21 protein-coding genes and 1 pseudogene are annotated in these 26,927 nt (G+C 71.5%); 13 read left to right on the forward strand and 9 right to left on the reverse strand.

The genetic code is table 11. From position 1 onward, the window contains the following. Window positions 1-85: 85 nt before the first annotated feature. Window positions 86-976, forward strand: a complete 891-nt coding sequence (locus AC07EJ_RS13825) for a DUF5707 domain-containing protein (RefSeq protein WP_389480509.1) — start codon at window positions 86-88, stop codon at window positions 974-976. A 42-nt stretch (window positions 977-1,018) separates the two neighbouring features. On the opposite strand, the gene AC07EJ_RS13830 is transcribed toward AC07EJ_RS13825, so the two are convergent. Together AC07EJ_RS13830 and AC07EJ_RS13835 are read right to left on the reverse strand one after the other, a co-directional pair. Continuing rightward, window positions 1,019-3,418 carry a cation-translocating P-type ATPase gene (locus tag AC07EJ_RS13830; protein WP_389480507.1) on the reverse strand — a complete coding sequence of 800 codons (2,400 nt, stop codon included), beginning with the start codon at window positions 3,416-3,418 and terminating at the stop codon, window positions 1,019-1,021. 132 nt (window positions 3,419-3,550) lie between these two features. Beyond that, window positions 3,551-3,817: a DUF2530 domain-containing protein gene (locus tag AC07EJ_RS13835; RefSeq protein WP_389480505.1), complete on the reverse strand. Its 267-nt coding sequence runs from the start codon at window positions 3,815-3,817 to the stop codon at window positions 3,551-3,553. A gap of 191 nt (window positions 3,818-4,008) precedes the next feature. Here AC07EJ_RS13835 and AC07EJ_RS13840 point away from each other — a divergent pair, with 191 nt between their 5' ends. Then, window positions 4,009-5,457, forward strand: coding sequence for an NCS2 family permease (locus AC07EJ_RS13840; protein WP_389480502.1), 1,449 nt, complete (start codon window positions 4,009-4,011; stop codon window positions 5,455-5,457). A gap of 26 nt (window positions 5,458-5,483) precedes the next feature. On the opposite strand, the gene AC07EJ_RS13845 is transcribed toward AC07EJ_RS13840, so the two are convergent. Next, window positions 5,484-5,666: a ribbon-helix-helix protein, CopG family gene (locus tag AC07EJ_RS13845; protein WP_362898061.1), complete on the reverse strand. Its 183-nt coding sequence runs from the start codon at window positions 5,664-5,666 to the stop codon at window positions 5,484-5,486. Window positions 5,667-5,820: 154 nt separating this feature from the next. On the opposite strand from AC07EJ_RS13845, the gene AC07EJ_RS13850 reads away from it, so the two are divergent. Both AC07EJ_RS13850 and AC07EJ_RS13855 read left to right on the forward strand, forming a co-directional pair. Next, window positions 5,821-6,258, forward strand: a complete 438-nt coding sequence (locus AC07EJ_RS13850) for a MarR family winged helix-turn-helix transcriptional regulator (protein ID WP_100595753.1) — start codon at window positions 5,821-5,823, stop codon at window positions 6,256-6,258. 58 nt (window positions 6,259-6,316) lie between these two features. Then, on the forward strand, window positions 6,317-7,660 hold the full coding sequence (locus tag AC07EJ_RS13855; RefSeq protein WP_478884302.1) for an MFS transporter: 1,344 nt from the start codon (window positions 6,317-6,319) through the stop codon (window positions 7,658-7,660). Between the two features lie 18 nt (window positions 7,661-7,678). Here AC07EJ_RS13855 and AC07EJ_RS13860 read toward each other — a convergent pair. Continuing rightward, window positions 7,679-8,213: pseudogene (locus tag AC07EJ_RS13860) on the reverse strand (GNAT family N-acetyltransferase). Window positions 8,214-8,220: 7 nt separating this feature from the next. Between AC07EJ_RS13860 and thpR the strand changes: the two are divergent. Further along, window positions 8,221-8,802, forward strand: coding sequence for an RNA 2',3'-cyclic phosphodiesterase (gene thpR, locus AC07EJ_RS13865; RefSeq protein WP_478884303.1), 582 nt, complete (start codon window positions 8,221-8,223; stop codon window positions 8,800-8,802). A 270-nt stretch (window positions 8,803-9,072) separates the two neighbouring features. Here the strand turns inward: thpR and AC07EJ_RS13870 are convergent, their stop codons facing one another. Both AC07EJ_RS13870 and AC07EJ_RS13875 read right to left on the reverse strand, forming a co-directional pair. Next, window positions 9,073-10,068, reverse strand: coding sequence for an aldo/keto reductase (locus AC07EJ_RS13870; RefSeq protein ID WP_389480494.1), 996 nt, complete (start codon window positions 10,066-10,068; stop codon window positions 9,073-9,075). Between the two features lie 30 nt (window positions 10,069-10,098). After that, window positions 10,099-10,791, reverse strand: a complete 693-nt coding sequence (locus AC07EJ_RS13875; protein ID WP_478884304.1) for a GDSL-type esterase/lipase family protein — start codon at window positions 10,789-10,791, stop codon at window positions 10,099-10,101. 69 nt (window positions 10,792-10,860) lie between these two features. On the opposite strand from AC07EJ_RS13875, the gene AC07EJ_RS13880 reads away from it, so the two are divergent. Then, window positions 10,861-11,835, forward strand: a complete 975-nt coding sequence (locus AC07EJ_RS13880; RefSeq protein ID WP_389480489.1) for a WD40 repeat domain-containing protein — start codon at window positions 10,861-10,863, stop codon at window positions 11,833-11,835. A gap of 86 nt (window positions 11,836-11,921) precedes the next feature. On the opposite strand, the gene serC is transcribed toward AC07EJ_RS13880, so the two are convergent. Both serC and AC07EJ_RS13890 read right to left on the reverse strand, forming a co-directional pair. Further along, window positions 11,922-13,040 (reverse strand): phosphoserine transaminase, encoded by a 1,119-nt coding sequence (gene serC / locus AC07EJ_RS13885; protein WP_362898047.1) that lies wholly within the window; start codon window positions 13,038-13,040, stop codon window positions 11,922-11,924. Window positions 13,041-13,148: 108 nt separating this feature from the next. Continuing rightward, window positions 13,149-14,378, reverse strand: a complete 1,230-nt coding sequence (locus AC07EJ_RS13890) for a cytochrome P450 family protein (protein ID WP_478884305.1) — start codon at window positions 14,376-14,378, stop codon at window positions 13,149-13,151. Between the two features lie 61 nt (window positions 14,379-14,439). Here AC07EJ_RS13890 and AC07EJ_RS13895 point away from each other — a divergent pair, with 61 nt between their 5' ends. Continuing rightward, on the forward strand, window positions 14,440-17,385 hold the full coding sequence (locus AC07EJ_RS13895) for an FAD-binding and (Fe-S)-binding domain-containing protein (RefSeq protein ID WP_478884306.1): 2,946 nt from the start codon (window positions 14,440-14,442) through the stop codon (window positions 17,383-17,385). 95 nt (window positions 17,386-17,480) lie between these two features. On the opposite strand, the gene AC07EJ_RS13900 is transcribed toward AC07EJ_RS13895, so the two are convergent. Continuing rightward, complete coding sequence (locus AC07EJ_RS13900) at window positions 17,481-18,410, reverse strand: LysR family transcriptional regulator (protein ID WP_393583534.1); 930 nt, start codon at window positions 18,408-18,410, stop codon at window positions 17,481-17,483. Between the two features lie 214 nt (window positions 18,411-18,624). Between AC07EJ_RS13900 and AC07EJ_RS13905 the strand changes: the two genes are divergently transcribed. The 6 genes from AC07EJ_RS13905 (at window position 18,625) to AC07EJ_RS13930 (ending at window position 26,925) form a co-directional block, all read left to right on the forward strand. Further along, a complete protein-coding gene (locus tag AC07EJ_RS13905; RefSeq protein WP_478884368.1) occupies window positions 18,625-19,602 on the forward strand; it encodes an EamA family transporter in 978 nt (325 codons plus the stop codon). 193 nt (window positions 19,603-19,795) lie between these two features. Then, entirely contained in the window at window positions 19,796-20,590 is a 795-nt protein-coding gene (locus AC07EJ_RS13910) for a TIGR03084 family metal-binding protein (RefSeq protein ID WP_389478064.1), read from the forward strand. Beyond that, on the forward strand, window positions 20,587-22,287 hold the full coding sequence (locus AC07EJ_RS13915) for an acyclic terpene utilization AtuA family protein (protein WP_389478063.1): 1,701 nt from the start codon (window positions 20,587-20,589) through the stop codon (window positions 22,285-22,287). The genes AC07EJ_RS13910 and AC07EJ_RS13915 overlap by 4 nt, the downstream gene beginning before the upstream one ends. Beyond that, on the forward strand, window positions 22,284-23,882 hold the full coding sequence (locus AC07EJ_RS13920; RefSeq protein ID WP_478884307.1) for an acyl-CoA carboxylase subunit beta: 1,599 nt from the start codon (window positions 22,284-22,286) through the stop codon (window positions 23,880-23,882). The genes AC07EJ_RS13915 and AC07EJ_RS13920 overlap by 4 nt, the downstream gene beginning before the upstream one ends. Before the next feature lie 17 nt (window positions 23,883-23,899). After that, window positions 23,900-25,756, forward strand: coding sequence for an acetyl/propionyl/methylcrotonyl-CoA carboxylase subunit alpha (locus AC07EJ_RS13925; RefSeq protein WP_478884369.1), 1,857 nt, complete (start codon window positions 23,900-23,902; stop codon window positions 25,754-25,756). Beyond that, window positions 25,756-26,925, forward strand: coding sequence for an acyl-CoA dehydrogenase family protein (locus tag AC07EJ_RS13930; protein WP_389478061.1), 1,170 nt, complete (start codon window positions 25,756-25,758; stop codon window positions 26,923-26,925). The genes AC07EJ_RS13925 and AC07EJ_RS13930 overlap by 1 nt, the downstream gene beginning before the upstream one ends. The last annotated feature ends 2 nt before the right edge of the window (window positions 26,926-26,927 follow it).

A 26,927-nucleotide genomic window follows, 5' to 3' on the forward strand; every position in this document is an offset into this window, starting at 1 on the left:
TTCCGGGTCAACAGACTCCTAGATCAATTGGGACCCGCGTGACGGCATCAGCACCGCGGGACCCCTTCTCCAACTTGGGGAACACATGCGTATTCGTGCCACTGTGGTCGCGTCTCTCGGTGCTCTGGCCCTGACGGCCCTCGTCGTCCCGGCCGCGCAGGCCGCCGGCCACTCCGAGGTGCGCGCCGCCGCGTCGCAGGCCGCCGCCCAGGCGTCGAAGGCCGCTTCGGCGAAGGCCACCACGTTCTCGGCGAACGGCGCCGCGGACGACCAGCAGGGCGACACCGCCATATCGAACGTCGTCGTCAACGGTGGCAAGGACGTCGTACTCGGCACCACCAACAAGGCCACCATCACGGTCACGTTCACCGCCACCGACAACTCCGGCATCGACACCAGCACCGGCTACGCGGTGCTGTACCACGGCGCGGACATCGACTCCTCGGACCTCGGCCTCGTGCCCACCCAGGCGGTCGACGACCCGGCCAACTGCACGACGACCGGCGCTACCACGGCCACCTGCAAGATGACCTACACGATCGACCCGCGCGCGGACCTCTTCAACTTCGCGGCCGGCTCGTGGAAGACGTGGGCGATCGTGGCCGGCAACGACGGCGACAGCTCCGAGAAGGGCAACGCCAAGACGTTCAGCCTCAAGCGCTACTCCAAGCTCACCACCAACGCCGCCCCCGAGCCGGTGAAGAAGGGCAAGACCATCACGGTCACCGGCTCCCTGACCCGCGCCAACTGGGACACCAGCAAGTACATGGGCTACACCAAGCAGCCCGTGAAGCTCCAGTTCAAGAAGAAGGGCGCGTCCACCTACTCCACCGTCAAGACGGTGACGTCGTCCTCCACCGGCGGTCTGAAGACCACGGTGACGGCGGCCACGGACGGCTACTGGCGCTACAGCTTCGCCGGTACGTCCACCACCCCGGCCGTGAACTCGACGAGCGACTTCGTCGACGTGCAGTAACCCCCTGCAGTAACCCCTGGCGGGGCACCTCACAGAGGCCCCTCACACGGGAAAGCGGCGGTCGACCCAGCGCCATGCGAATTCCAGGGCGACCGCCGCCACCGCCGCGACGCCGACCGCCGTCCACGGCATCGACGCGCCCACCAGCTTCAGGGCGAAGAAGTCCTGCAGCCACGGCACCACGAGGACGAGCAGGAACGCCGCGCCCATCGCGGCCACCAGGCACACCCGCCACCAGGTGTAGGGCCGCGCGATGATGGCGAGCACCCACATCGAGACGAGGAACAGCGTCAGCGTCGCCGAACTCGTCTCGGCGTCGAGCGAGCCGGAACCCGTGTAGTAGTGCCGGGCCAGCATGTACGTCACGAACGTGGCGGTCCCCGCGACGACCCCGCCCGGGATCGCGTACCGCATCACGCGCCTCACGAACTGCGGTTTGGCGCGCTCCTTGTTGGGCGCGAGGGCCAGGAAGAACGCGGGGATGCCGATCGTCAGCGTCGACAGCAGCGTCAAGTGACGTGGCAGGAACGGGTACTCGACCTGGAAGCACACCACCAGGATGGCCAGGAGCACCGAGTAGACCGTCTTGACCAGGAACAGGGACGCGACGCGCGTGATGTTCCCGATGACGCGGCGGCCCTCGGCCACCACCGACGGCAGCGTGGAGAAGCTGTTGTTGAGGAGCACGATCTGCGCGACGGCCCGGGTCGCCTCCGAACCCGAGCCCATCGAGACGCCGATGTCGGCGTCCTTGAGGGCGAGCACGTCGTTCACGCCGTCGCCCGTCATCGCGACGGTGTGCCCTTTCGACTGGAGCGCGCCGACCATGTCGCGCTTCTGCTGCGGGGTGACGCGGCCGAACACCGTGTTCTCGTCGAGTGCCTTCGCCATCCCGGGCTGGTCGGCGGGGAGGGTGCGGGCGTCGACGGTGTCCTGCGCGCCCGCGAGGCCCAGCTTCCCGGCGACGGCGCCCACCGACACCGCGTTGTCCCCGGAGATGACCTTCGCCTGGACGCCCTGGTCGGCGAAGTACCGCAGGGTGTCCGCCGCGTCGGGCCGCAGCCGCTGCTCCATGGCGATCAGGGCGGCGGCCTCGGCGCCCTCCTTGAGAGCCGGGTCGTCGAGGTCGGCGCGCGCACGGGCGAGCAGCAGGACGCGCAGGCCCTGGTGGTTGAGCTCCTCGGTCTCGGCGAGCACCGGGTGCCCGGCCGGCAGGAGTACGTCGGGCGCCCCGAGCAGCCACGCGCTGCTCGTGCCGTCGCCCTCGCTGAACGCGGCGCCGCTGTACTTGCGGGCGGAGGAGAAGGGCAGCGACTCGGTGCAGCGCCACTCCTCGCTGTCGGGGTAGGCGTCGATGATCGCCTGGAGCGAGGCGTTGGGCCGCGGGTCGGACTCGCCGAGCGCGCCGAGGACCTTGCGCAGGTAGCCCTCGTCGGCGCCGCCGAGCGGGCGCAGCTCGGTGACGTCCATGCCGCCCTCGGTGAGGGTGCCGGTCTTGTCGAGGCAGACGGTGTCGACGCGGGCGAGGCCCTCGATGGCGGGGAGTTCCTGGACGAGGCACTGTTTTCGGCCGAGGCGGATCACGCCGATCGCGAAGGCGACGGAGGTGAGCAGGACGAGCCCCTCGGGGACCATCGGCACGATGCCGCCGACGGTCCGCGCGACGGAGTCCTTGAAGTCGTTCTCCTTGACCACGAGCTGGCTGATGACGAGGCCGATCGCGGTCGGGACCATCATCCAGGTGACGTACTTGAGGATGGTGGAGATGCCGGTGCGCAGCTCGGACTGGACGAGCGTGAAACGGCTGGCCTCCTCGGCGAGCTGCGCGGCGTAGGCCTCGCGGCCGACCTTCGTCGCGGTGAACGCGCCGCCGCCGGCGACGACGAAGCTGCCGGACATGACCTGGTCGCCGTGTTTCTTGACGACGGGGTCGGCCTCGCCGGTGAGCAGGGACTCGTCGATCTCCAGGCTGTCGGCCTCGGCGCACACACCGTCCACGACGATCTTGTCGCCGGGGCCGATCTCGATGAGGTCGCCGAGGACGATTCCGGAGGTGGAGATCTCGGTGGCCTGTCCGTCGCGCCGGACCGTCGGTTTCGCCTCGCCGATGACGGCGAGCGAGTCGAGGGTCTTCTTGGCGCGCAGCTCCTGGATGATGCCGATGCCGGTGTTCGCGAGGATGACGTAGCCGAAGAGGCTGTCCTGGAACGGCGCGACGAACAGCATGATCAGCCACAGGATGCCGATGATCGCGTTGAACCGCGTGAAGACGTTCGCGCGGATGATCTCGGTGGTTGAGCGGGAGCTGCGGACCGGTATGTCGTTGACCTCGCCGCGCGCGACGCGCTCGGCCACCTCACCGGTGGTGAGCCCCCTGGCCCGCTGGGGGACCGGCACCGGGTGGACCGGGTCCAGCTCGGCGCCCGCGTCGATGTGCGTCATGCAAACGACAGTACGGGCGGATTTGCGGCTTCACCCCTCGGGTGCGCCAAAGATCCGACTCGGGGAGGAGGGGGGTGGTCCCGTGGCGGTACGCGAGAGGTCCCGTGGCGGTACGCGAGACCCGCCCGGTGACTACTCGGGTGCCGTGTGCGCTTCGGCCGCCGCGCGCTTGAGCGCCGCGTCGCGTCCCCGTACGTACCAGATACCGATGAGTCCGAGCCCGGCGCCGGCCAGGCAGGTCCAGATCCACCAGGTGTGGCCGTGGTCGTCGAACCAGCCGTAGAACGGCAGCTGCACCAGGAAGAGGACGAACCAGAGGATCGTGCCGCCCGTGATGGTGGCGACCACGGGCCCTTCGAGGGGCTCGGGTGCCTCGTGCTTGGGGGTCCACTTCTCCATGGGCACAGCTTACGAGGAGCACGAAACGGCGTCTTCAGTCGCCCCGGAACCCGTATGGGTCAAGGGTCTACGCGCGGAGATAGCCATTTCTTGCTCATATGTTCATACTGAAACGGCCTGAGTCTGGCCACTTCTGTTCGTAGAAAACGCCAAACAGAGCCCCCACCAGCACACCGATTCAGAGGTCATCCATGCCCAGCCCGGCCCCCGCCCCGGTCGATCTCACCGAGCCGCCGACGGCCCCGAAGAGCGGCCTCGACCGCTACTTCAAGATCTCCGAGCGGGGTTCGACCGTCAGCCGGGAGATCCGCGGCGGCTTCGCCACCTTCTTCGCGATGGCCTACATCATCGTGCTGAACCCGATCATTCTCGGCAGCGCGAAGGACATGTACGGGCACCAGCTCGACAACGGCCAGTTGGTCACCGCGACCGCGCTCACCGCCGCCTTCACGACCCTGCTCATGGGCGTCATCGGCAACGTCCCGATCGCGCTCGCCGCCGGCCTCGGCGTGAACACCGTCGTCGCCCTCCAGCTCGCGCCCCGCATGTCGTGGCCCGACGCGATGGGCATGGTCGTCCTCGCGGGCTTCGTCGTGATGCTCCTGGTGGCGACCGGCCTGCGCGAGCGCGTCATGAACGCCGTGCCGCTCGGCCTGCGCAAGGGCATCGCGATCGGTATCGGCCTGTTCATCATGCTGATCGGCCTGGTCGACTCGGGCTTCGTCTCCCGCATCCCGGACGCCGCGCACACCACCGTGCCGATCCAGCTCGGCGCCGACGGTCACCTCAACGGCTGGCCCGTCCTCGTCTTCGTGCTCGGCGTGCTGCTCACCCTCGCTCTGATCGTGCGCAAGGTGCCGGGCGCCATCCTGATCTCCATCGTCGTCATGACGCTCGCCGCGATGCTCATCAACGCCGTCGCCAACGTCCCGAGCTGGGGCCTGACGACGCCCAAGTGGCCCGGCAACCCGGTCGAGATGCCGGACTTCGGGCTGGTCGGCCAGGTCAGCCTGTTCGGCGGCTTCGACAAGGTCGGCATGCTCACCGGCATCCTCTTCGTCTTCACCGTGCTGCTGTCGACCTTCTTCGACGCCATGGGCACGATCATGGGCATCAGCGACGAGGCCAAGCTGACCGACAAGGACGGGCAGATGCCCGGCATGAACAAGGTCCTCTTCATCGACGGTGTCGCCGTCGCCGCCGGCGGCGTCTCGTCCTCGTCGGCCACCACCTGCTTCGTGGAGTCCACCGCCGGTGTCGGCGAGGGCGCGCGCACCGGTTTCGCCAACGTGATCACCGGCGGTCTCTTCGCCGTCGCGCTGTTCCTCACGCCGGTCGCCACGATGGTCCCGTCCCAGGCGGCCACGCCCGCGCTGCTCGCGGTGGGCTTCCTGATCCTGTCGGGGTCGATCGGGGCCATCGACTGGAGCGACTACACGATCGCCATCCCGGCGTTCGTGACGATGCTGATGATGCCGTTCACGTACTCGATCACCAACGGCATCGGGATGGGCTTCATCAGCTTCACCGTGCTGCGGGTCGCGGCGGGCCGCGCCCGTTCGGTGCCGGTCCCGATGTACATCGTCTCGGCGGTCTTCGCCTTCTACTACCTGATGCCGGCGCTGGGTCTCACGAAGTAGTTGCCCGGTCGGTCACCCGGCGGTGCTCACGCCGCCCCGTAGAACTTCTCTGTCTCCTCGACGGCCGTCGCGAACCGTTCGTCGAAGTCGTCTCGAATGAGCGTCCGGACCACATAGTCCTGGACGCTCATTCCTCTTTTGGCGGCGTGGGTCTTGAGCCGGTCGAGCAGCTCACCGTCTATCCGCAGGCTGAGCACTGTCGATCCCATGCGCAACAGAGTCGCGGGGCCCTGTCCGCCCGCGTGTCACTTTTCGTGGCCACGTCACTCATATGGGTGATGGAGGGGGGTCCGGAGGATTCAGTGGGCGGAGTCACGGGAATCCGAGTGGTCTTTAGAGAGGGTAATGACTTAAGCTAAGGACATGCCGGACCTCTCCCATGGCGACGACGCAGCTGCAGTGAACGCACTGCGCTCAGCGGTGATGCGCCTGTCGCGCCGACTCAAGCACCAGCGGGTCGACGAGTCGCTGAGCCCCACCGAAATGTCGGTGCTCGGCACCCTCGCCCGCTGCGGCAGCGCGACTCCGGGCGAACTCGCCCGCAAGGAGCACGTGCAGCCGCCGTCGATGACCCGCATCGTCGCGCTGCTCGAAGCCAAGGGGCTCGTCCGGCTGGAGCCGCATCCCGAGGACCGACGCCAGAAGGTCGTCACCTCCACCGAGCAGGCCGAGGCCATGCTCGAAGAGAGCCGCCGCAAGCGCAACGCGTGGCTGGCCTCGCTCGTGGAGAACCTGGACGAGGACGAGTGGGCCAAGATCCGCGCCGCCGCCCCCGTCCTGGAGAAGCTCGCCCACCTGTAAAGCCCCACGGGGCACACGCTGACCCGCCGTTCACGGCCGCCGAGGAGGCGAACCCGCATTGAGTACGGGACCCGGAGCAGACTCCGCCCCCGCACCAACCGCCCTCGACACGACCGACCGCCCCCGCAAGAGCTCGATGTTCAGCTCGCTGAAGATCCGTAACTACCGGCTCTTCGCGACCGGGGCCGTCGTATCCAACACCGGCACCTGGATGGCCCGCATCACCCAGGACTGGCTGGTGCTCAGCATCACCGGCTCCTCGGCGGCCGTCGGCATCACCACCGCCATGCAGTTCCTGCCGATGCTCCTGTTCGGCCTCTACGGCGGCGTCATAGCCGACCGTTTCGCCAAGCGGAACCTTCTGTTCGTCACCCAGGGCGCCATGAGCCTGTCCGGGCTCTTCCTCGCCGCGCTCACCCTCACCGGGAACGTCCAGGTCTGGCACGTCTACCTCGCGGCCTTCTTCACCGGCCTCGTCACCGTCGTCGACAATCCGACCCGCCAGTCCTTCGTCTCCGAGATGGTCGGCCCCGACCAGGTTCGCAACGCGGTCAGCCTGAACTCGGCGAACTTCCAGTCGGCACGCCTGATCGGTCCCGCGGTAGCGAGTGGACTCACTGCTGCCGTCGGTCCGGGCTGGGCGTTCCTCGCCAACGGCCTGTCCTTCCTCGCCCCGCTCACCAGCCTGTGCCTGATGCGCACCCGCGAACTGCACCACACCCCGCGTGCCCCGCGCGGCAAGGGCCAGCTCCGCGACGGCCTCAACTACGTCTCCAAACACCCCGAGCTGATCTGGCCGATCGTCCTCGTCGGCTTCGTCGGCACCTTCGGCTTCAACTTCCCGATCTGGCTGAGCGCCTACGCCGACGACGTCTTCCACGGCGGGGTCGGCATGTACGGCGTCTTCAACACCCTCATGGCCCTCGGCTCGCTGGCCGGTGCGCTGCTCGCCGCGCGGCGTCGCTCCACCCGACTGCGCATCCTCGCGGGAGCCGCCATCGGCTTCGGTGCCCTGGAGGTCATGGTCGCGTTCGCGCCCGACGTCTGGGTCTTCGCGCCGCTGATCGTGCTCCTCGGCATCCTCGGCCTCACGGTCAACGTGACCGCGAACTCGTCCGTCCAGATGTCCACCGACCCCGAGATGCGGGGCCGCGTCATGTCCCTGTTCATGATGGTGTTCACGGGCGGTACGCCGCTCGGCGGGCCCCTGTTCGGCTGGCTCGCCGATCAGTACGGGGTCCGGATCAGCTTCGCTCTCGGCGGCCTCATATGCGCCATGGCCGCGGTCGGCGTCGCACTGATGCTGGCCCGCGCCGCGAACCTGCGGCTCAAGCTCGACCTGCGCCGCGGACGGCAGCACGTGCAGTTCGTACCGCGCGAGCAGCTGGCCACGGCGGCGTGACCCGAAGGGACCGACCCGTCAGACGCGCCGGGCCAGGACCTGGCCCGGCCACGCCGTCGGGCCCGGTGAACGCCTCGGTGCGGACGAACCCGTTCGCCTCGTAGAACGCGACGAGCTTGCCGTCGTCGCCCGCGTAACAGTCGACGCGCAGGAGCGGGGATGCCCGCTGGGGTCCCCCCATGCTCTTTTAGCTATGGGGGAGCGTCTCCTGTACGGCGTGGGCGAGCAGCGCGGCGCCTGCCCCGCTGCCGTGCCGGGCCGCGAGCAGATGGACGTAGCGCTCGGGCTCACCGGCCGTCTCCACGTACGAGCCGGACCCCTCCGAGAGCGTCAGCGTGCCGACCGGGATGCCGTCGGTCTCCGCGATCCACGGCACGCCCTTGGCCACGTACCCCTCGGCCATCGCCACGGCCCGCGGACGCTGCGACCACGGCCTCTCGCCCCACTGCCCCGTACGTCCCTGTGACACCAGCCACTCCATGGCTCCGTCGAACAGGCCGACTATCGCGGGGATGTCCGCGGCGCTGCCCTTTCTATCTCCATGCGGGGACACTAGCCCGGTGAGACTCTTCGCAGCAGTGCTTCCGCCCGACGAGGCGGTGGCCGAACTGGGGCCCGCCGTCGACCAGTTGAGGGACACCGACGGGGCCGAGGGCCTGAGATGGACCGGCCGCCCCGGCTGGCACTTCACGCTCGCCTTCTACGGGGAGGTGCCCGACGAGACCGTGCCCGAGCTGTCACGCCGCCTGGCACGGGCGGCGGCCCGCACCGCGCCCTTCCCGCTCGCCCTGCGCGGCGGCGGGCACTTCGGGGACCGGGCCCTGTGGGTGGGCGCGGCCGGTGACGTGGCGGCGCTGCGGCGCCTCGCCGAGCGGGCCGGGGCCGCGGCCCGCAAGGCCGGCCTGCCGGCGGAGGAGCACCGCAAGGAGCACACCCACTACCGGCCCCACCTCACGCTGGCCCGCGGCTCCGGCGCCGTCCACCTCAAGCCGTACGCGGCCGCGCTCGACGCCTTCACCGGCGAGCAGTGGACGGTCGGTGAACTGGCGCTCGTCCGCAGCCGGCTGCCGACGTCCGGGGTGCGGGGCGAGCAGCCCCGCTACGAGAAGGTCGGCGGCTGGCCTCTTTCGGGCACCGGTTAGTCTCGAAGCGTGGACCCGAAGAGCCGTAACCGGATCATGGCCGTTGTGCTGGTACTGATGTTCGCCGTCGTCGCTGTGGCGGCCGCGGTCGGCAGGTGACCGCGGCCGCGCCGCGCCGTTCCCGTAAGTAGCCGCTCGGCTACCAGGTTCAGAGCGCGAGGCCCTTGCTCTACCGGGCGAAAGCCTCCGGCGAAGGCCCCGGGCCCGGGCTGTGCTGTCCCGGGGGGCGACCCCCGGACCCCCGGCCGTTCACAGCGCGAGGCCCTTGCTCTACCAGGCGAAAGCCTCCGGCGAAGGCCCCGGGCCCGGGAAGATCTCGTCCAGGCCCGTGAGGACCTCCTCGCTCAGTTCGAGTTCGACCGCGCGCAGCGCCGAGTCGAGCTGCTCCGAGGTGCGCGGGCCGACGATGGGGCCGGTGACGCCGGGACGGGTCAGCAGCCAGGCCAGCGCCGCCTCGCCGGGCGCGAGGCCGTGCTTGTCGAGCAGGTCCTCGTAGGCCTGGAGCTGGGCGCGCGTCGCGGGGTCCGCGAGCGCGTCCGCGGCCCGGCCGCTCGCGCGGCGACCGCCCTCGACCTCCTTCTTGATGACCCCGCCGAGCAGGCCGCCGTGCAGCGGCGACCAGGGGATGACCCCGAGGCCGTACTCCTGCGCGGCCGGGATGACCTCCATCTCGGCGCGGCGCTCCGAGAGGTTGTAGAGGCACTGCTCGCTGACGAGGCCGAGGGTGCCGCGGGCGGCCGCCTTCTCGTTGGCCTGGGCGATCTTGTAGCCGGGGAAGTTCGACGACCCGGCGTAAAGGATCTTGCCCTGCTGGATCAGGACGTCGATGGCCGTCCAGATCTCCTCGAAGGGGGTCTCGCGGTCGACGTGGTGGAACTGGTAGATGTCGATGTAGTCCGTCCCCAGCCGCTTGAGGCTGGCCTCGACGGCGCGGCGGATGTTGACCGCGGAGAGCTTGTCGTGGTTGGGCCAGGGGGAATCGGTGCCCGCGCCGGCCATGTTGCCGTAGACCTTCGTGGCCAGGACCGTCTTGTCCCGCCGGTCGCCGCCCTGGGCGAACCAGCTGCCGATGATCTCCTCGGTACGGCCCTTGTTCTCGCCCCAGCCGTAGACGTTGGCGGTGTCGAAGTAGTTGATCCCCGAGGCCAGCGCCGTGTCCATGATCGCGTGGCTGTCGGCCTCGTCGGTCTGCGGGCCGAAGTTCATCGTGCCGAGAACGAGCCGGCTGACCTTGAGTCCTGTGCGTCCTAGCTGCGTGTACTTCATGAGTCCCCAGCCAACGGCGTGGAGTGGACTCTAGGCAAGGCCCCCGTGCGAAGCGTCCGGCGGACCCCACGCCTGACGCATCGCGAGGGCGAACGTGTCCGCGAGCTTGCGCTCGCCGCTCGCGTTCGGGTGCGTGCCGTCGTACGTGTCCTGGTGGATGTCGTACGACTCCGGGACGGACGCGAGGAGCAGGGGGGAGGGGCCCGAGTCGAGGTCGGCGACCGCCTTCGCGAGGAGCGTGTTGAAGTGGGCGACCTCCGCGGCGAACGGCGCGTCCGTCTCGGCGCGCACGTTCGGGATGACCGGCAGCAGGACCATCCGCACCCGCGGGTTCGCCGCGCGGGCCCCGGCGACGAAGCGGCGGACGTTGTGCGCGGTCTGCTCCGCGTTCGTGTAGAAGCCGAGGTCGATCAGGCCGAGCGAGATGAGCAGGACGTCGGTGCGGGCGAGCGCGACCGCCTCTTCGATGACGGGCGCCATGTGCAGCCAGCCCTCGCCCCAGCCCGCGAGATGGTTGCGCGGGAAGGCGGGGTCCGCGTCCGCGTAGTCGTGCGACACCGGGGCGTTCGCCGTCTTGTCGTGGAGCGTCTCGCGCGGCCCGGCTATCTCGAACGCGCCGTCGCCGTACGCGGCCCGCAGATGCTGCCACATCCGGTAGCGCCAGGTGAGTTCGCCCGCGCTGCCTATCGTCATCGAGTCGCCGACGAATGTGAACCTGAGCATCCGCTCATCATCGCGGATCACGGGCGGGCGGGGTGTGTGACGCTGAGCACGCCCTGGCAAGCTGGGGGCATGCGTTCGTTTCTGGGTGCGGCCGGGGCCGCCGTCGTTCTCGCGTTCGGTGCCACCGTTCCCGCCGTGGCGGATGACCCCGGCAGCGACGGTTTCACCATCAAGGATCCCCGGATCACCGAGTCCAGCGGCCTCGCCGCGTCCCGGATCCACCCGGGGATCTACTGGACCCACAACGACAGCAGCGACGGCGCGTACCTGTACGCGGTCGACGGCAGGACCGGGAAGACCGTCGCCACCCTCACCCTGACCGGCGTCGGCGCCCCGCGCGACGTCGAGGCCATCTCCATCGGCCCCGACAACAACCTCTACGTCGGTGACATCGGCGACAACCTCGGCGGCAAGTGGGACCACGTGTGGATCTACAAGCTGCCCGAGCCGAAGGAGCTCGTCGACCAGACCGTGCGGGCGACGCAGTACGTCGTGAAGTACGCGGACGGGCCCCGCAACGCCGAGGCGCTGATGGTCCATCCGAAGACCGGCCGCGTCTACATCGCCGAGAAGAACGAGGACGGCGGCGGCCTCTACGAAGGCCCGCAGCAGCTGTCCGCGTCGGGCACGAACGTCTTCCGGCGCGTGGCCGGCATCGACCTGTGGGTGACGGACGGCGCGTTCTCGCCCGACGGCAGGCACCTCGCCCTGCGCGGCTACTTCGGCGGGATCTCGTACGCCTGGAAGGACGGGAAGCCCGAGCGGGAGGGGCAGTTGAGCGTGCCGATGCAGCCGCAGGGCGAATCCGTCACGTACACCGCCGACGGGAAGACGCTGCTCTACGGGAGCGAGGGCCGGGGCAGTTCGGTGGAGCCCGTACAGGCCGCGGACGGGTCCGGGGGCGACTCGAAGTCGCCCTCGGCGGACGAGGGTCCGGGCGACGGGCGCATCGAGACGGGGCTCAGCGCGAGCGCGGTCGGGCTCGTCGTCGTGGTCATCGCCGTCTTCGGGATCGGGCGGCTGCTGCGGCGGCCGAAGAAGTAGTCGCCTCCTCGTTCACCCTTTACGCCTAACGCCGATGGGGCGCCCGGCGTGATGCCGGGCGCCCCATCGGCGTAGAACCGGTGCGACTAGAGCTTCTCGATCACGTAGTCGATGCACTTCGTGAGCGCCTCGACGTCCGCCGGGTCGATCGCAGGGAACATCGCGACGCGCAGCTGGTTGCGGCCCAGCTTGCGGTACGGCTCCGTGTCGACGATGCCGTTGGCGCGCAGCACCTTGGCGACCGCGGCCGCGTCGATCTCGTCCGAGAAGTCGATCGTGCCGATGACCTGCGAACGCTTCGCGGCGTCCGTGACGAACGGCGTCGCGTGCTTGGAGTCCTCGGCCCAGCTGTACAGGCGCGTCGAGGAGTCCTTGGTGCGGGCCGTCGTCCAGGCGAGACCGCCCTGGCTGTTCATCCACTCCAGCTGCTCACCGAGCAGGAACAGCGTCGCGAGCGCGGGGGTGTTGTACGTCTGGTTCTTGCGGGAGTTGTCGATCGCCGTCGGCAGCGAGAAGAACTCCGGGATGTGGCGGCCCGACGCGTGGATGCGCTCGGCGCGCTCCAGGGCGGCCGGCGAGAACGCGGCCAGCCACAGGCCGCCGTCCGAGGCGAACGACTTCTGCGGGGCGAAGTAGTAGACGTCCGTCTCGGCGATGTCGACGGGCAGGCCGCCGGCGCCGGAGGTCGCGTCCACCAGGACGAGGGCGCCGTCGTCGGCACCCGCCACGCGCTTGATCGGGGCGGCGACACCGGTGGAGGTCTCGTTGTGCGTGAGGCCGTACACGTCGACGCCCGCCTCGGCCTGCGGCTCGGGGTGCGTGCCGGGCTCGGAGGCGATCACGGTCGGCTCGGCCAGCCACGGGGCCAGCTTCGAGGCCTTCGCGAACTTGGACGAGAACTCGCCGAAGTTCAGGTGCTGCGACTTGTTCTCGATCAGGCCGTGCGTCGCCACGTCCCAGAAGGCGGTGGAGCCGCCGTTGCCCAGGATCACCTCGTAGCCCTCGGGTAGCTGGAAGAGGTCCTTGACCCCTTCGCGCACCCGGCCGACCAGGTTCTTGACCGGGGCCTGGCGATGGGAGGTGCCGAGCAGGGACGTGCCGGTGGCGGCCAGGGCGTCCAGCGCCTCCGTGCGCACCTTGGAGGGGCCCGCGCCGAAACGTCCGTCGGCGGGCTTGATGTCAGCGGGAATCTGGATCTCAGCCACGAGGGGAGCCTAGCGGCTCAGGGCACGCCGTCTTACCGGTGTCCGTCGGCTGAGACCGTTGCCCCACCCGGGGTGGACGTTGCGGGGCTCCGCCCCGGACCCCGCTGCTCAATCGCCGGAGGGGCCGGAATGGCGCAGCCGTACCGGCAGCTCGAACAGGTCGTTCTGCGTCACCACCGGCTTGTGGCGCAGGGACGTGGGCGGGACGGCGAGAGTGAGGGCGGGGAAACGGGCGTACAGGGCCGGGAGTGCCACCGCCGCCTCCAGTCGGGAGAGCGCCGCACCCGGGCACACGTGCGGGCCGTGGCCGAAAGAGATGTGGCGGTTCGGGGAGGTGCGGGTGATGTCGAAGTCACCCGCACGGGGGCCGTGGGCGGCTTCGTCCCGGCCGATGGCCCCGTACGACACGATCAGCGCCTCGCCCTTCGCGATCACCTTGTCGCCGACCGGCACGTCCTCGGCGGCGAAGCGGATCAGGACGTGCGACGTGGGCGTGGAGTGGCGCAGCGTCTCCTCGACCACCGCCTCCCACGGCACGTCGCCGGCGAGGACCTGGGCGAGCTGGCCGGGGTGGGTGGACAGGTTCACCACGGCGTTGACGATCAGCGAGATCGTCGTCTCGTGGCCCGCCGCGACCATCAGCTGGAGCGTGGAGACGATCTCCTCGTCGGTGAGCCGGTCGCCGTCGTCGCCCGCTGCCAGGATCAGGGCGCTCGTCAGGTCGTCACCGGGCTCCGCGCGCCGGGCGGCGACCGTGGCGGCCATGATCCTGGCCAGTTCCGTCAGCGTCGCGACGACCTCCGCCGGCGGGGTCTGCGTGGAGAAGAACTTCTCGAACAGGACCTTCAGGCGGGGGAGCGCCGAGTCGTCGATGCCCATGAGGTCGGCGATGACGTACATGGGGAGGGGGTAGGCGAAGGCGGCCTTGAGGTCGACGGTGGTGCCGTCATCGGGCAGGGCGTCGAGGAGTTCCCCGGTACGCCGTGCGATCCGGTCGCGCATCAGCTCCACCCGGCGCGGCGTGAGGGCCTGCGCCACGAGCGTGCGCAGGCGGCGGTGATCGTCGCCGTCCACGGTCAGCATGGAGCGGCCCGGGTTGGCGAGCCCGATCAGCGGCCAGTCGGCCGGGATCTCGCCCCGCCGCCACGCGTCCCACATCTCGATGTCCTTCACCAGGCGGCGGTCCGTGAGGAGTTGACGTGCCTCCGCGTGATGCGTGACCGCCCATACCGGTACGCCGCCCGGCAGCTCGGCCTCGGCGAGGGGCCCCGCGGCGCGCAGCGCGGCGCTCTCGGCGTCCAGGTCGGTGACGAACGGGTCGAGGGCTATGCGGGGCATGGGAGTTGCTCCTGTCGTGGCGAACTGTTGTCGTTCCCGGGGGAGATGCATGCTGGAGGGCATGGCTGCCACCGTGGGAAACCAGGACCCGGAAGGTATCGCGAGCGCGTTGCGCGGCGTCGTGCGCGGGGAGGTCGACTTCTCCGTGGCCGCGCGGGCGCTGATGACCATGGACGCGTCCAACTACCGGAGAGTCCCCGTCGGCGTCGTGGCGCCGCGCGATGCCGATGACGTGGCGGCCGTGCTCGCGGTCTGCCGGGAGCACGGGGTGCCCGTGGTGGCGCGCGGGGGCGGTACGTCGATCGCGGGCCAGGCGACGGGGACGGGCGTCGTCATGGACTTCACACGGCACATGAACCGGATCGTGGACGTCGATCCGGACACGCGAACCGCCGTGGTGCAGCCGGGAGTTGTGCTCGACCGGCTCCAGGAGGCGGCCGCGCCGCACGGCCTGCGGTTCGGGCCCGATCCGTCCACGCACAGCCGGTGCACGGTGGGCGGGATGATCGGGAACAACTCGTGCGGGTCGCATTCGGTGGCCTACGGAACGACGGCTGACAATGTCCGTTCGCTCTCAGCTGTCGTCCGTCAGTCCGGCGGTGATTTCCGGCAGCGCACTCTGGGCCGTGGCTGGCAAGGCGCCCCCGACTCCCTCCGCCCGCTGGTCGAAGGCGAGTTGGCGCTCCTGCGCACCGGCTTCCCCGACCTGCCGCGCCGCATCTCCGGGTACGCCGCCGACGCCCTGCTGCCCGAGAACGGCGTCGACCTCGCCCGCTTCCTCTGCGGCACCGAAGGCACCCTCGGCATCGTCACCGAGGCCACGGTCCGGCTCGTCGAGGTGCCGCGCGCGCGTGCCCTCGCGGTGCTCGCCTACGCCGACGAGAGCGCCGCCGCCGAGGCCGCCGCGGGGCTCCTGCCGCACCGGCCGCTCACCGTCGAGGGCATGGCCGCCGACCTCGTACGGGAACAGGCCGGTCTGCCGAAGGGCGGCGCCTGGCTGTTCGTCGAGACCGGCGGCGACACTGCGGCACAGGCACGCGCGCATGCCGAGGCGATCGTGCGGGCCGCGGCCGACGGCACGACGGACTCCCTCATCGTCGACGACGCGGCGGGCCAGCGCTCCCTGTGGCGCATCCGCGAGGACGCGTCCGGCACCGCGACCCGCATGCCGGACGGCACCGAGGCGTGGCCCGGCTGGGAGGACTGCGCGGTGCCGCCCGCCCGCCTCGGCCCGTATCTGCGGGACTTCAGGGGGCTCCTGGCGCAGCACGGGCTGCGCGGCACCCCGTACGGGCACTTCGGCGACGGCTGCATCCACGTGCGCATCGACTTCGACCTCCTCAGCGAGACCGGGGTGCGGCGCTTCCGCCACTTCTCCGAGGACCTCGCCGAACTCGTCGTCGCGCACGGCGGATCACTGTCCGGGGAGCACGGCGACGGGCAGGCCCGCGCCGAACTCCTGCCGAAGATGTACGGGCCCGAGCTGGTGGACCTCTTCGGGCGGATCAAGGACGTGTGGGACCCGGACGGCCTGCTCAACCCCGGCATGCTCGTGCGCCCCGCCCGCCTCGACGAGAACCTGCGCTTCGCCGTCCTGCCGCGCGGCCCCGTCGACGTCGAGTTCGCCTACCCGCACGACGGCGGCGACTTCTCCGCGGCCGTACGGCGCTGCGTGGGCGTCGCCAAGTGCCGTACGGAATCGGCCCCTTCGGGCGGCGTCATGTGCCCGTCCTTCCGGGTGACCGGCGAGGAGGCGCACTCCACGCGCGGGCGCGCGCGCCTGCTCCACGAGATGCTCGCCGGCGAGGTCGTCACGGACGGCTGGCAGTCCACGGAGGTACGGGACGCGCTCGACCTGTGCCTGTCGTGCAAGGGGTGCCGCACGGACTGTCCGGTCGGCGTCGACATGGCCACGTACAAGGCGGAGTTCCTGCACCACCACTACGAAGGGCGCAGGCGGCCCGCGGCGCACTACTCCATGGGGTGGCTGCCGCGCTGGCTGCGGGCCGTGCAGCACGCGCGCGTGGCCGGCGCGGTCAACGCCGTCGCGCGCGTGGAGCCGTTGGCCGCCCTCGGCAAGCGGCTCGGTGGGATCGCGTCGGAGCGGACGATTCCGCGGGTGGCCTCCGAGACGTTCAGCGCGGGCCGGCGGAGGGAGCTGCGACGGCGGGTGCGGGCGGCCCGGCGGGGCGGCGCGGCGCGGTCCGGGGGCGACGGGCCCGAGGTGGTCCTGTGGCCGGACACGTTCACCGAGCACCTCGCGCCGCAGGTCGGGCGTGCCGCCGTGCGGGTCCTCGAAGCGGCGGGGCTCTCCGTGCTGCCGCCCCCGACACGGGTCTTCGACCACAAGCCGGACGGCCTGGCGGCGCTCGCCGGGCTCCTCCCGTCGCGCCGCGGCCGCGTCTGCTGCGGCCTCACCTACGTCTCCACGGGCCAGCTCGACCGCGCCCGCGTCGTCCTGCGCCGCACCCTGGACCTGATGCGGCCGGTCATCGACGCGGGGCTGCCCGTCGTCGTCCTGGAGCCGAGCTGCGCCGCCGCGCTCCGTACCGATCTGCCGGAGCTGCTGCCGGACGACCCGCGCGCCCGGCGCCTCGCCGACTCGGTCCTCACGTTCGCCCAGGCCTTGGAGCGGTTCGCCCCGCACTGGGACCCGCCCCGTGTCGACCGCCCCGCCGTCGGCCAGACCCACTGCCACCAGCACGCGGTCCTCGGCGACGCCGCCGAGCGGCGACTGCGCGAAAGGGCGGGGCTGGGCGGCGAGTTGAGCGGCGGCTGCTGCGGCCTCGCGGGCAACTTCGGCTTCGAGGAGGGGCATTACGACGTGTCGGTGGCCTGCGCGGAGGAACAGCTCCTGCCGGCCGTCCGCGCCGCCGGCGAAGAGGCGGTGGTCCTCGCGGACGGCTTCTCGTGCCGCACGCAGCTGGAGCAGCTGGCACCGGAAGGGGGCCGGCCGGGTCGGCATCTGGCGGAGGTCCTCGCGGAGGCGCTGGGGATCACTCCGTAGGGCGGGGGCGTGCCGTCCGTAGGGCGGTGGTGTGCCGCAGGGGCATGCGTGTCGCCGGGCATCACGTCCGTAGCGCGGGCGCGGGCCGCAGGGCGTCACTTCGTAGGGCGCGTGCCGCCGGACGGTACGACCTCGTGGGCGAGTTCCACCAGGTCCCGTACGGCGGGGTGGCGCGGGCCGTCGCGCCAGGCGAGGACGACGGGCAGGTCGGGGGCGTCGGTGAGCGGGACGTAGACGACGCCCGGGTGCGGGTGCATGCCGGGCGTGGCGGTCGTCGTGACGCCCACCGCGCGGTCGGCCGCGATGGCGGCGAGCCAGTCGTCCGTGTTTGCCACGGTGATCGTCGCGGTGGGCCGGGCGGCGGGCGGCCAGAGGTCGGGGGCGGTGGTGCCGGAGACGGTGTTCACGGCGATGGTGTGTCCGGAGAGGTCGGCGAGAGTGAGCGCGCCGCGCGCCGCGAGAGGGCTGTCGGAGGGTACGGCCGCGACCCGGCTCTCCGTGTGCAGCAGCTCGGTGACCAGGCCCGGCGCGTCCACGGGCCCGCGCAGCAGCGCGACGTCGACGGCGCCGCGGGTCAGGCCGGCCGTGCGGTCGTCGATGCGCAGGAGTTCGAGCGGCACGTCGGGGTACCGCTCGCGCCAGCGCCGCAGCAGGGGCGTGGTGTACGGGCCCGCCGCCGACCAGGCGTGCCCGAGCCGCAGCGGGCGCCGCACGGCGCGGACGGAGTCCAGGGCGTCCTCGAACGCGGCGACGGCGGCCGCCGCGCTCTCCTGGAACGCCCTGCCTTCGGCGGTCAGCGCGAGGTGGTGGGTGGACCGGTCGACGAGCCGTACGCCGAGTGCGTCCTCCAGGGTCGCGAGGGTGCGCGACACGGCGGGCTGGGTGAGGCGGAGGCGGGCGGCGGCGCGTGTGACGTTGCCCGCCTCGGCGATGGCGAGGAAGCAGCGCAGATGGCGCAGCTCCAGCGAGTGGAGGGCGTACGGACCGCTCATGCCTGGGGAGCATAACGGGAGCGCAGTAGGCATTTCACGGACCGTGCGCGGCGTCTTAGCGTGGCAGGTGGGCCCTTGTCGCACGTCAGCCGCAAAAGGGGTCCACGATCATGACGCAGTGTATTACCTTGGACGTTGAAGTCCACCCTATTGAACTGTGGGGGGTGGCGGTGAAAGGGAAGGCTCAAGCGTGAACGTCTCACGTACCGACCGGGCGGCGACCGGCGCCGACGCGGCGGCCGCCGCGCTGGTGCAGCCGGAGGCCGCGGTGGCGCAGCCGGAGGTGGCGGGCGCTCCCGCCGCGCCCGAGGGCGCCGCGCCGAAGGGCCGGTGGGGCGCGTTCGGCCCGGTCGGACTCGTGCTCGGCGGCTGTGTCTCGGTGCAGTTCGGTGCGGCGGTCGCGGTGACCCTGATGCCGCGCGCCGGGGCGGTCGGCGTGGTCACCCTGCGGCTCGTGTGCGCCGCGATCGTGCTGCTCGTCGTGTGCCGGCCGAAGCTGCGGGGGCACTCGCGCGCGGACTGGGGCACCGTCGTCGCCTTCGGCGTCGCCATGGGCGGCATGAACATGCTCTTCTACCAGGCGGCGGCGCGGATCCCCCTGGGTCCGGCCGTCACCCTGGAGGTGCTCGGCCCGCTCGCCCTGTCGGTCCTCACCTCCCGCCGTCTGGTCAACGCCCTGTGGGCGGGCCTCGCGCTCTGCGGCGTCTTCCTCCTCGGCGGGGGCGGCTTCGGCGGACTCGACCTGGTCGGTGCGGCCTTCGCCGTCTCGGCGGGCGGCATGTGGGCCGCGTACATCGTCTTCAGTGCCCGTACGGGGCGCAGGTTCCCGCAGGCGGACGGGCTCGCCCTCGCGATGGCGGTCGCGGCCGTGCTCTGCCTGCCGCTCGGCATCGCGGAGTCCGGCTCGAAGCTCGTCGTGCCGACGACGCTGGCCCTCGGCGCCGCCGTCGCCGTCATGTCCTCGGTCCTCCCGTACACCCTCGAACTCCTCGCCCTGCGCCGCATGCCCGCGTCCACCTTCGCGGTCATGATGAGCCTGGAACCGGCCATCGCCGCGCTCGCCGGATTCCTCATCCTCGACCAGGCCCTGTCCGCCCTCGGCGCCCTGGCGATCGCCCTGGTCATCGCGGCCAGCATCGGCGCGGTGCGCACACAGGTGGGCCGCGGGCGGGCCAAGTTGCCCGCGCGGGAGTCCGAGAAGGTGCCCGCGCCGGAGGCCAAGTAGGCCGAGCGCCAGGTTGGTTGACGCGCGGGTGCGGCGGGCGTCGGTGCAGGGCTGAGCAGAGGCCTGCCGACGTCCGCCGCACCCGTTTTCCAGTCCCTCCCCCTGGCTAATTTTCATACAAGCACGCTTGATTGTTTCTCCCGGCGCTGCCATGCTCCGGGGCACGCCGTCGTGCCCCGGAGGGGAGCGCATCGTGTCCGACCCGTTGGCCGTGCTCGAGGATCTGCGCAGTGAGAGCGCCGAACTCGACCGGATCGTCAGTGAGCTGAGCGAGGACCGATGGGCCCTCGCCACCCCCGCGCCCGGCTGGAGCGTCGCCCACCAGATCGCTCATCTCGCCTGGACCGACCACTCCGCCCTGATCGCCGTCACGGACGCCGACGCGTTCGCCGCCCTCGTGCAAGAGGCCGTCGCCGCGCCCGACGCCTTCGTCGACGCGGGAGCGGAGGAGGGTGCCGCGCTGCCGCCCGCCGAACTGCTCGCCCGCTGGCGCGCCGGCCGCGAGGAGCTGCTCCGGGCCCTGGTCGCCGCCCCCACCGGAGTGCGCTTCCCCTGGTACGGGCCGCCCATGTCGGTCGCCTCCATGGCGACGGGCCGCCTCATGGAGACCTGGGCGCACGGCCAGGACGTGGCCGACGCGCTGGGCGTCGCACGCAAGCCCGCCGACCGGCTGCGGCACGTGGCCCGCATCGGGATCCGGGCCCGCGACTTCGCCTTCACCGCACGGGGCCTGACCCCGCCCGCCGAGGAGTTCCGCGTCGAACTGACCGCGCCCTCCGGCGAACTGTGGACGTACGGGCCCGAAGACGCGGCGCAGCGCGTGACCGGATCCGGGCTCGACTTCTGCCTGCTGGTGACGCAGCGGGCGCATCGCGCCGACCTCGACGTGCGGGCCGAGGGCGCCGACGCCGACCGGTGGCTGGACATCGCCCAGGCGTTCGCGGGACCGCCGGGAGCGGGGCGTGCGGCGAAGGGCACGGCGCGGTGAGCGGGGACGTACTGCGCATAGGCAACGCCTCCGGGTTCTACGGCGACCGCTTCGACGCCCTGCGCGAGATGCTCGAAGGCGGCCCCCTCGACGTCCTGACCGGGGACTACCTCGCCGAACTGACGATGCTCATCCTGGGCCGCGACCGCCTGAAGGACCCCGCGCGCGGATACGCCCGCACGTTCCTGCGCCAGCTGGAGGAGACCCTCGGCCTGGCGCTCGACCGGGGCGTGCGGATCGTCGCGAACGCGGGCGGCCTCAATCCGGCCGGACTCGCCGACGCCGTGAGGGAGTTGAACGACCGTCTCGGCCTCCACGCGCGCGTGGCGCACGTCGAAGGTGACGACCTCGCCCCGGGCGGGCGCTACCCGGGTGCCCTCACCGCCAACGCCTACCTCGGCGGCGCAGGGATAACCGCCGCTCTCGCGGCCGGCGCCGACATCGTGGTCACCGGCCGCGTCACCGACGCCGCCCTGGTCACCGGGCCCGCGGCCTGGCGCTTCGGCTGGGAGCAGGACGCGTACGACCGGCTCGCGGGGGCCGTCGTCGCCGGGCACATCCTGGAGTGCGGCACGCAGGCCACGGGCGGGAACTACTCCCGCTTCGGCGGGCGGGCCCGCGACCTGCGGCGGCCCGGCTTCCCCCTCGCGGAACTCCACGAGGACGGCTCCTGCGTCATCACCAAGCACCCCGGCACGGGCGGCTTCGTGACCGTGGGGACGGTGACGGAACAGCTCCTCTACGAGACCGGGAGCGCTCGGTACGCCGGACCCGACGTGACCGCGAGGCTGGACACCGTACGGCTCACGCAGGAGGCCCCGGACCGCGTCCGCGTCGACGGCGTACGGGGCGAGGCCCCGCCCCCCACCCTCAAGGTCGGCCTCAACCGGCTCGGCGGCTTCCGCAACGAGGTCGTGTTCGTGCTGACCGGGCTCGACATCGACGCCAAGGCGGCGCTCGTACGGGAGCAGATGGACGACGCGTTCGACCGTGCCAAGTCCCGTCCCGCACACGTGAGGTGGGAGCTGGCGCGCACGGATCGCGCGGACGCGGACACGGAGGAGACCGCGAGCGCGCTGCTGCGTCTCGTCGTCCGGGACAGCGACGCGGACGCGGTGGGCCGCACCCTCAGCAGCGCGGCGATCGAGCTGGCGCTCGGCAGCTACCCGGGCTTCCACGTCACGGCCCCACCGGGGAAGGGGACGCCGTACGGGGTGTTCGAGGCGGCGTACGTGGACCGGGCCGAGGTCGAGCAGGCCGCCGTTCTGCCGGACGGGCAGCGGAAGGTGATCACGTACGACGGCGCCACCCGACCCCTCGCGGACGTGGACGCACCGCCTCTGCCCGCCCCCCTGCCGGCCGGCCCGACCCGGCGCGCACCCCTCGGCCTCGTCGTGGGCGCCCGCAGCGGCGACAAGGGCGGGGACGCGAATGTGGGGGTGTGGGTGGACGGTGACGAGGCCTGGCGCTGGCTCACCCATGAACTGACGGCCGACAGGTTTCAGAGCCTGCTGCCTGAAAGTCGTGACCTGTCGGTCGTCCGGCACGTGCTGCCCGGCCTCCGCGCCCTCAACTTCACCGTCACCGGCCTCCTCGGCCAGGGCGTTGCCTCCCAGCACCGGTTCGACCCGCAGGCCAAGGGGCTCGGCGAGTGGCTGCGCTCCCGTCATCTGGACATACCGGAGGTCCTGCTGTGACCGTTCTCGCCTCGGCTCTGGACGTCGGCGGTGCCGACTTCGCCGCTCACCGCGAGGCCATGCTCGGCAAGCTCGACGCGCTCGACGCCGAGCACGCCAAGGCGCTCGCGGGCGGCGGCGAGAAGTACGTCCAACGGCACCGCAAGCGCGGCAAGTTGCTCGCCCGCGAACGCATCGAGCTGCTCCTCGACCCCGACACGCCCTTCCTCGAACTCTCCCCACTCGCGGCCTGGGGCAGCGACTACCCCGTCGGCGCCTCCCTCGTCACCGGCATCGGCGTCGTCGAGGGCGTCGAGTGCCTGATCACCGCGAACGACCCGACGGTGCGCGGCGGAGCCAGTAACCCCTGGTCCCTGAAGAAGGCCCTGCGCGCCCACGAGGTCGCCTTCGCCAACCGGCTGCCCTGCGTCAGCCTCGTCGAGTCCGGCGGCGCCGACCTGCCGTCCCAGAAGGAGATCTTCATCCCGGGCGGCGGCATCTTCCGCGACATCACGCGGCTGTCCGCCGCCGGGATCCCCACCGTCGCCGTCGTCTTCGGCAATTCCACCGCCGGCGGTGCGTACATCCCCGGCATGTCCGACCACGTGATCATGGTCAAGGAGCGGGCGAAGGTCTTCCTCGGCGGACCGCCCCTGGTGAAGATGGCGACCGGCGAGGAGAGCGACGACGAGTCGCTCGGCGGCGCCGAGATGCACGCCCGTACCTCCGGGCTCGCCGACTACTTCGCCCTCGACGAGCGGGACGCGATCCGGCTGGCGCGCCGCGTCGTCGCCCGCCTCAACCACCGCAAGGCGTCCGCGGATCCACAGCTCGTGGAACCGCCCAAGTACGACAGCGACGAACTCCTCGGCATCGTGCCCGGCGACCTCAAGGTCCCCTTCGATCCGCGCGAGGTCATCGCCCGGATCGTCGACGGCTCCGACTTCGACGAGTTCAAACCGCTGTACGGGTCGAGCCTCACGACCGGCTGGGCGTCCCTGCACGGCTATCCGGTCGGCATCCTCGCCAACGCGCAGGGCGTCCTGTTCAGCCAGGAGTCGCAGAAGGCCGCCCAGTTCATCCAGCTCGCCAACCAGCGCGACATCCCGCTCCTGTTCCTGCACAACACCACCGGCTACATGGTCGGCAAGGAGTACGAGCAGGGCGGCATCATCAAGCACGGCGCCATGATGATCAACGCCGTCAGCAACAGCCGCGTACCGCACCTCTCCGTCCTCATGGGCGCCTCCTACGGCGCCGGGCACTACGGGATGTGCGGGCGGGCCTTCGACCCCCGCTTCCTCTTCGCCTGGCCGAGCGCCAAGTCGGCCGTGATGGGGCCGCAGCAGCTGGCCGGTGTCCTGTCGATCGTGGCCCGCCAGTCCGCGGCTGCCAAGGGACAGCCGTACGACGACGACGCGGACGCCGCGCTGCGGGCCATGGTGGAGCAGCAGATCGAGTCCGAGTCCCTGCCGATGTTCCTGTCCGGGCGGCTGTACGACGACGGGGTCATCGACCCGCGCGACACCCGGACCGTCCTCGGCCTGTGCCTGTCCGCCATCCACACGGCGCCCGTCGAGGGCGCGCGCGGTGGCTTCGGCGTCTTCCGGATGTGAGGCCCATGACCACGCGAATGATCACCTCCGTACTCGTCGCCAACCGCGGCGAGATCGCCTGCCGCGTCTTCCGTACCTGCGCCGAGCTGGGCATCCGGACCGTCGCCGTGTACTCGGACGCCGACGAGAATGCCCTCCACGCCCGCGTGGCCGATGCCGCCGTACGGCTTCCGGGGGCGTCGCCCGCCGAGACGTATCTGCGCGGCGACCTGATCGTGCAGGCGGCCCTGGCCGCGGGCGCGGACGCCGTGCACCCCGGCTACGGGTTCCTGTCCGAGAACGCCGGCTTCGCGCGGGCCGTCGCCGACGCGGGGCTCACCTGGATCGGCCCGCCGCCCGAGGCGATCGAGGCGATGGCGTCCAAGACGCGCGCCAAGGAACTCATGGGCGTCGAGCCCCTGAAGACCGGTGACATCACGGCGGGAGACCTGCCCGTCCTCGTGAAGGCCGCCGCCGGCGGTGGCGGGCGCGGCATGCGCGTCGTTCGCGAGCTGGTGGATCTGGACGACGAGTTGGCAGCCGCCGCGGCCGAGGCGCTGAGTGCCTTCGGGGACGGCGAGGTGTTCGTCGAGCCGTACATCGAGGGCGGCCGGCACGTCGAGGTGCAGATCCTGGCCGACGCGCACGGCACCGTGTGGGCGCTCGGCACCCGCGACTGCTCGCTCCAGCGGCGCCACCAGAAGGTCATTGAGGAGGCCCCCGCGCCCGGCCTCACGCCTGAACTCGAGGCGTCCCTGCGGGAGATGGCGGTGCGCGCCGCGCGCGCCACGGACTACCGGGGTGCCGGGACCGTCGAGTTCCTCGTCGCCGACGGCAGGGCGCACTTCCTGGAGATGAACACCCGCCTCCAGGTCGAACACCCCGTCACCGAGGCTGTGTTCGGCGTCGACCTCGTGGTGTTGCAACTGCGCGTCGCCGAGGGCGAGCCCCTGGACGAGGAGCCGCCGCCCGCACGCGGCCACTCCGTGGAGGCCCGCCTGTACGCGGAGGACCCGGGCGCCGGCTGGGCCCCGCAGACCGGCACGCTGCACCGGCTGTCCGTCCCCGCGTCCGTACGCCTGGACACCGGGTTCACGGACGGCGACCCGATCGGGGTGCACTACGACGCGATGCTCGCCAAGGTCGTCGCGCACGCGCCGACGCGCGCCGAGGCCCTGCGCAAGCTGGCGGGCGCCCTGGAGAGGGCCGTCGTGCACGGCCCGGTCACCAACAGGGACCTGCTCGTACGGTCGCTGCGGCACCCGGAGTTCACCGCGGGCGGCGCGGACACCGGGTTCTACGACCGGCACCTGGCCGCGCTCACGGCGCCGGACCCGGACCCGTACGCGCCGCTCGCCGCGGCGCTAGCCGACGCGCACGGCCGCTCACGGTTCGGCGGCTGGCGCAACGTGGCGTCGCAGCCGCAGATCAAGCACTACCGCAGCGAGCCCGACGGGACCGAGCACGAGGTCCGCTACCGGCACACCCGCGCCGGCCTGGTCGCGGACGGTGTACGCGTCGTCCGCGCGACCTCGGCGCTCGTCGTTCTCGAAGTGGACGGCGTGGTACGGAAGTTCGACGTCGCGGTCCACGGGGAGCGCGTGTACGTGAACGGCGCCGCGCTCACCGCCCTGCCCCGCCTCCCCGAGCCCGTCGCACGCCAGGAGCCGGGATCCCTGCTCGCGCCCATGCCCGGCACCGTCGTCCGGCTCGCCGAAGGCCTCGCCGAGGGCGTCACGGTCGCCGCGGGGCAGCCCCTCATCTGGCTGGAGGCGATGAAGATGGAGCACCGCATCACCGCTCCCGCCTCCGGCACGCTCACCGCCCTGCACGCCGCGCCCGGCCGTCAGGTCGAGGTCGGCGCCCTGCTCGCCGTCGTACAGGAGGATCAGTGATGAACGCTCCCGTCCTCGAATCCCAGGAGCACCAGGCCCTGCGCTCCGCCGTCGCCGCTCTCGGCGGCCGCTTCGGGCGCGACTACATGACCCGTGTCGTCCGCGAGGAACGCCACCCCGAGGAGCTGTGGGCGGAGGCCGCGAAGCTCGGCTACCTGGGCGTGAACCTGCCCGAGGAGCACGGCGGCGGGGGCGGCGGAATGTATGAACTGTCGCTGGTCCTGGAGGAGTTGGGTGCCTCCGGCGCGCCCCTGCTGATGATGGTCGTGTCGCCCGCGATCTGCGGCACCGTCATCTCCCGCTTCGGCACCCCGGAGCAGAAGGCGGCCTGGCTGCCGGGTCTCGCCGACGGCAGCCGCACGATGGCGTTCGGGATCACCGAGCCCGACGCCGGCTCCAACTCGCACCGCATCACCACCACCGCCCGCCGCGACGGTGACAGCGGCGACTGGATCCTGTCCGGGCGCAAGGTGTTCGTTTCCGGCGTCGACATAGCCGACGCCACCCTCATCGTGGGCCGCACCGAGGACGCCCGTACGGGCAGCCTCAAGCCGTGCCTGTTCATCGTGCCGCGCGACGCCGAGGGCTTCGGGCGGCGGCAGATCGACATGGAACTCCAGGCGCCGGAGAAGCAGTTCGAACTCGTCCTCGACGATGTACGGCTCCCCGCCGACGCGCTCGTCGGCGACGAGGACGCCGGCCTGCTCCAGCTGTTCGCCGGCCTCAACCCCGAGCGCATCATGACGGCCGCGTTCGCGATCGGCATGGGCCGTTTCGCGCTGGCCAGGGCCGTCGGGTACGCGAAGGAGCGCACCGTCTGGAAGTCGCCCATCGGCGCCCACCAGGCCATCGCGCACCCGCTCGCGCAGGCCCACATCGAGCTGGAGACGGCCCGGCTGATGATGCAGAAGGCGGCCCATCTGTACGACGCGGGCGACGACATCGGGGCGGGGGAGGCCGCGAACATGGCCAAGTACGCGGCCGCGGAGGCCTGTGTACGGGCCGTCGACCAGGCGGTGCACACGCTGGGCGGCAACGGCCTCACCCGCGAGTTCGGCCTCGCCTCGCTCATCACGGCGTCCCGCGTGGCCCGCATCGCGCCCGTGAGCCGGGAAATGATCCTGAACTACGTGTCCCACCAGACCCTGGGCCTGCCGAAGTCGTACTGACC

The sequence above is a fragment of the Streptomyces sp. NPDC045026 genome (assembly GCF_056432625.1).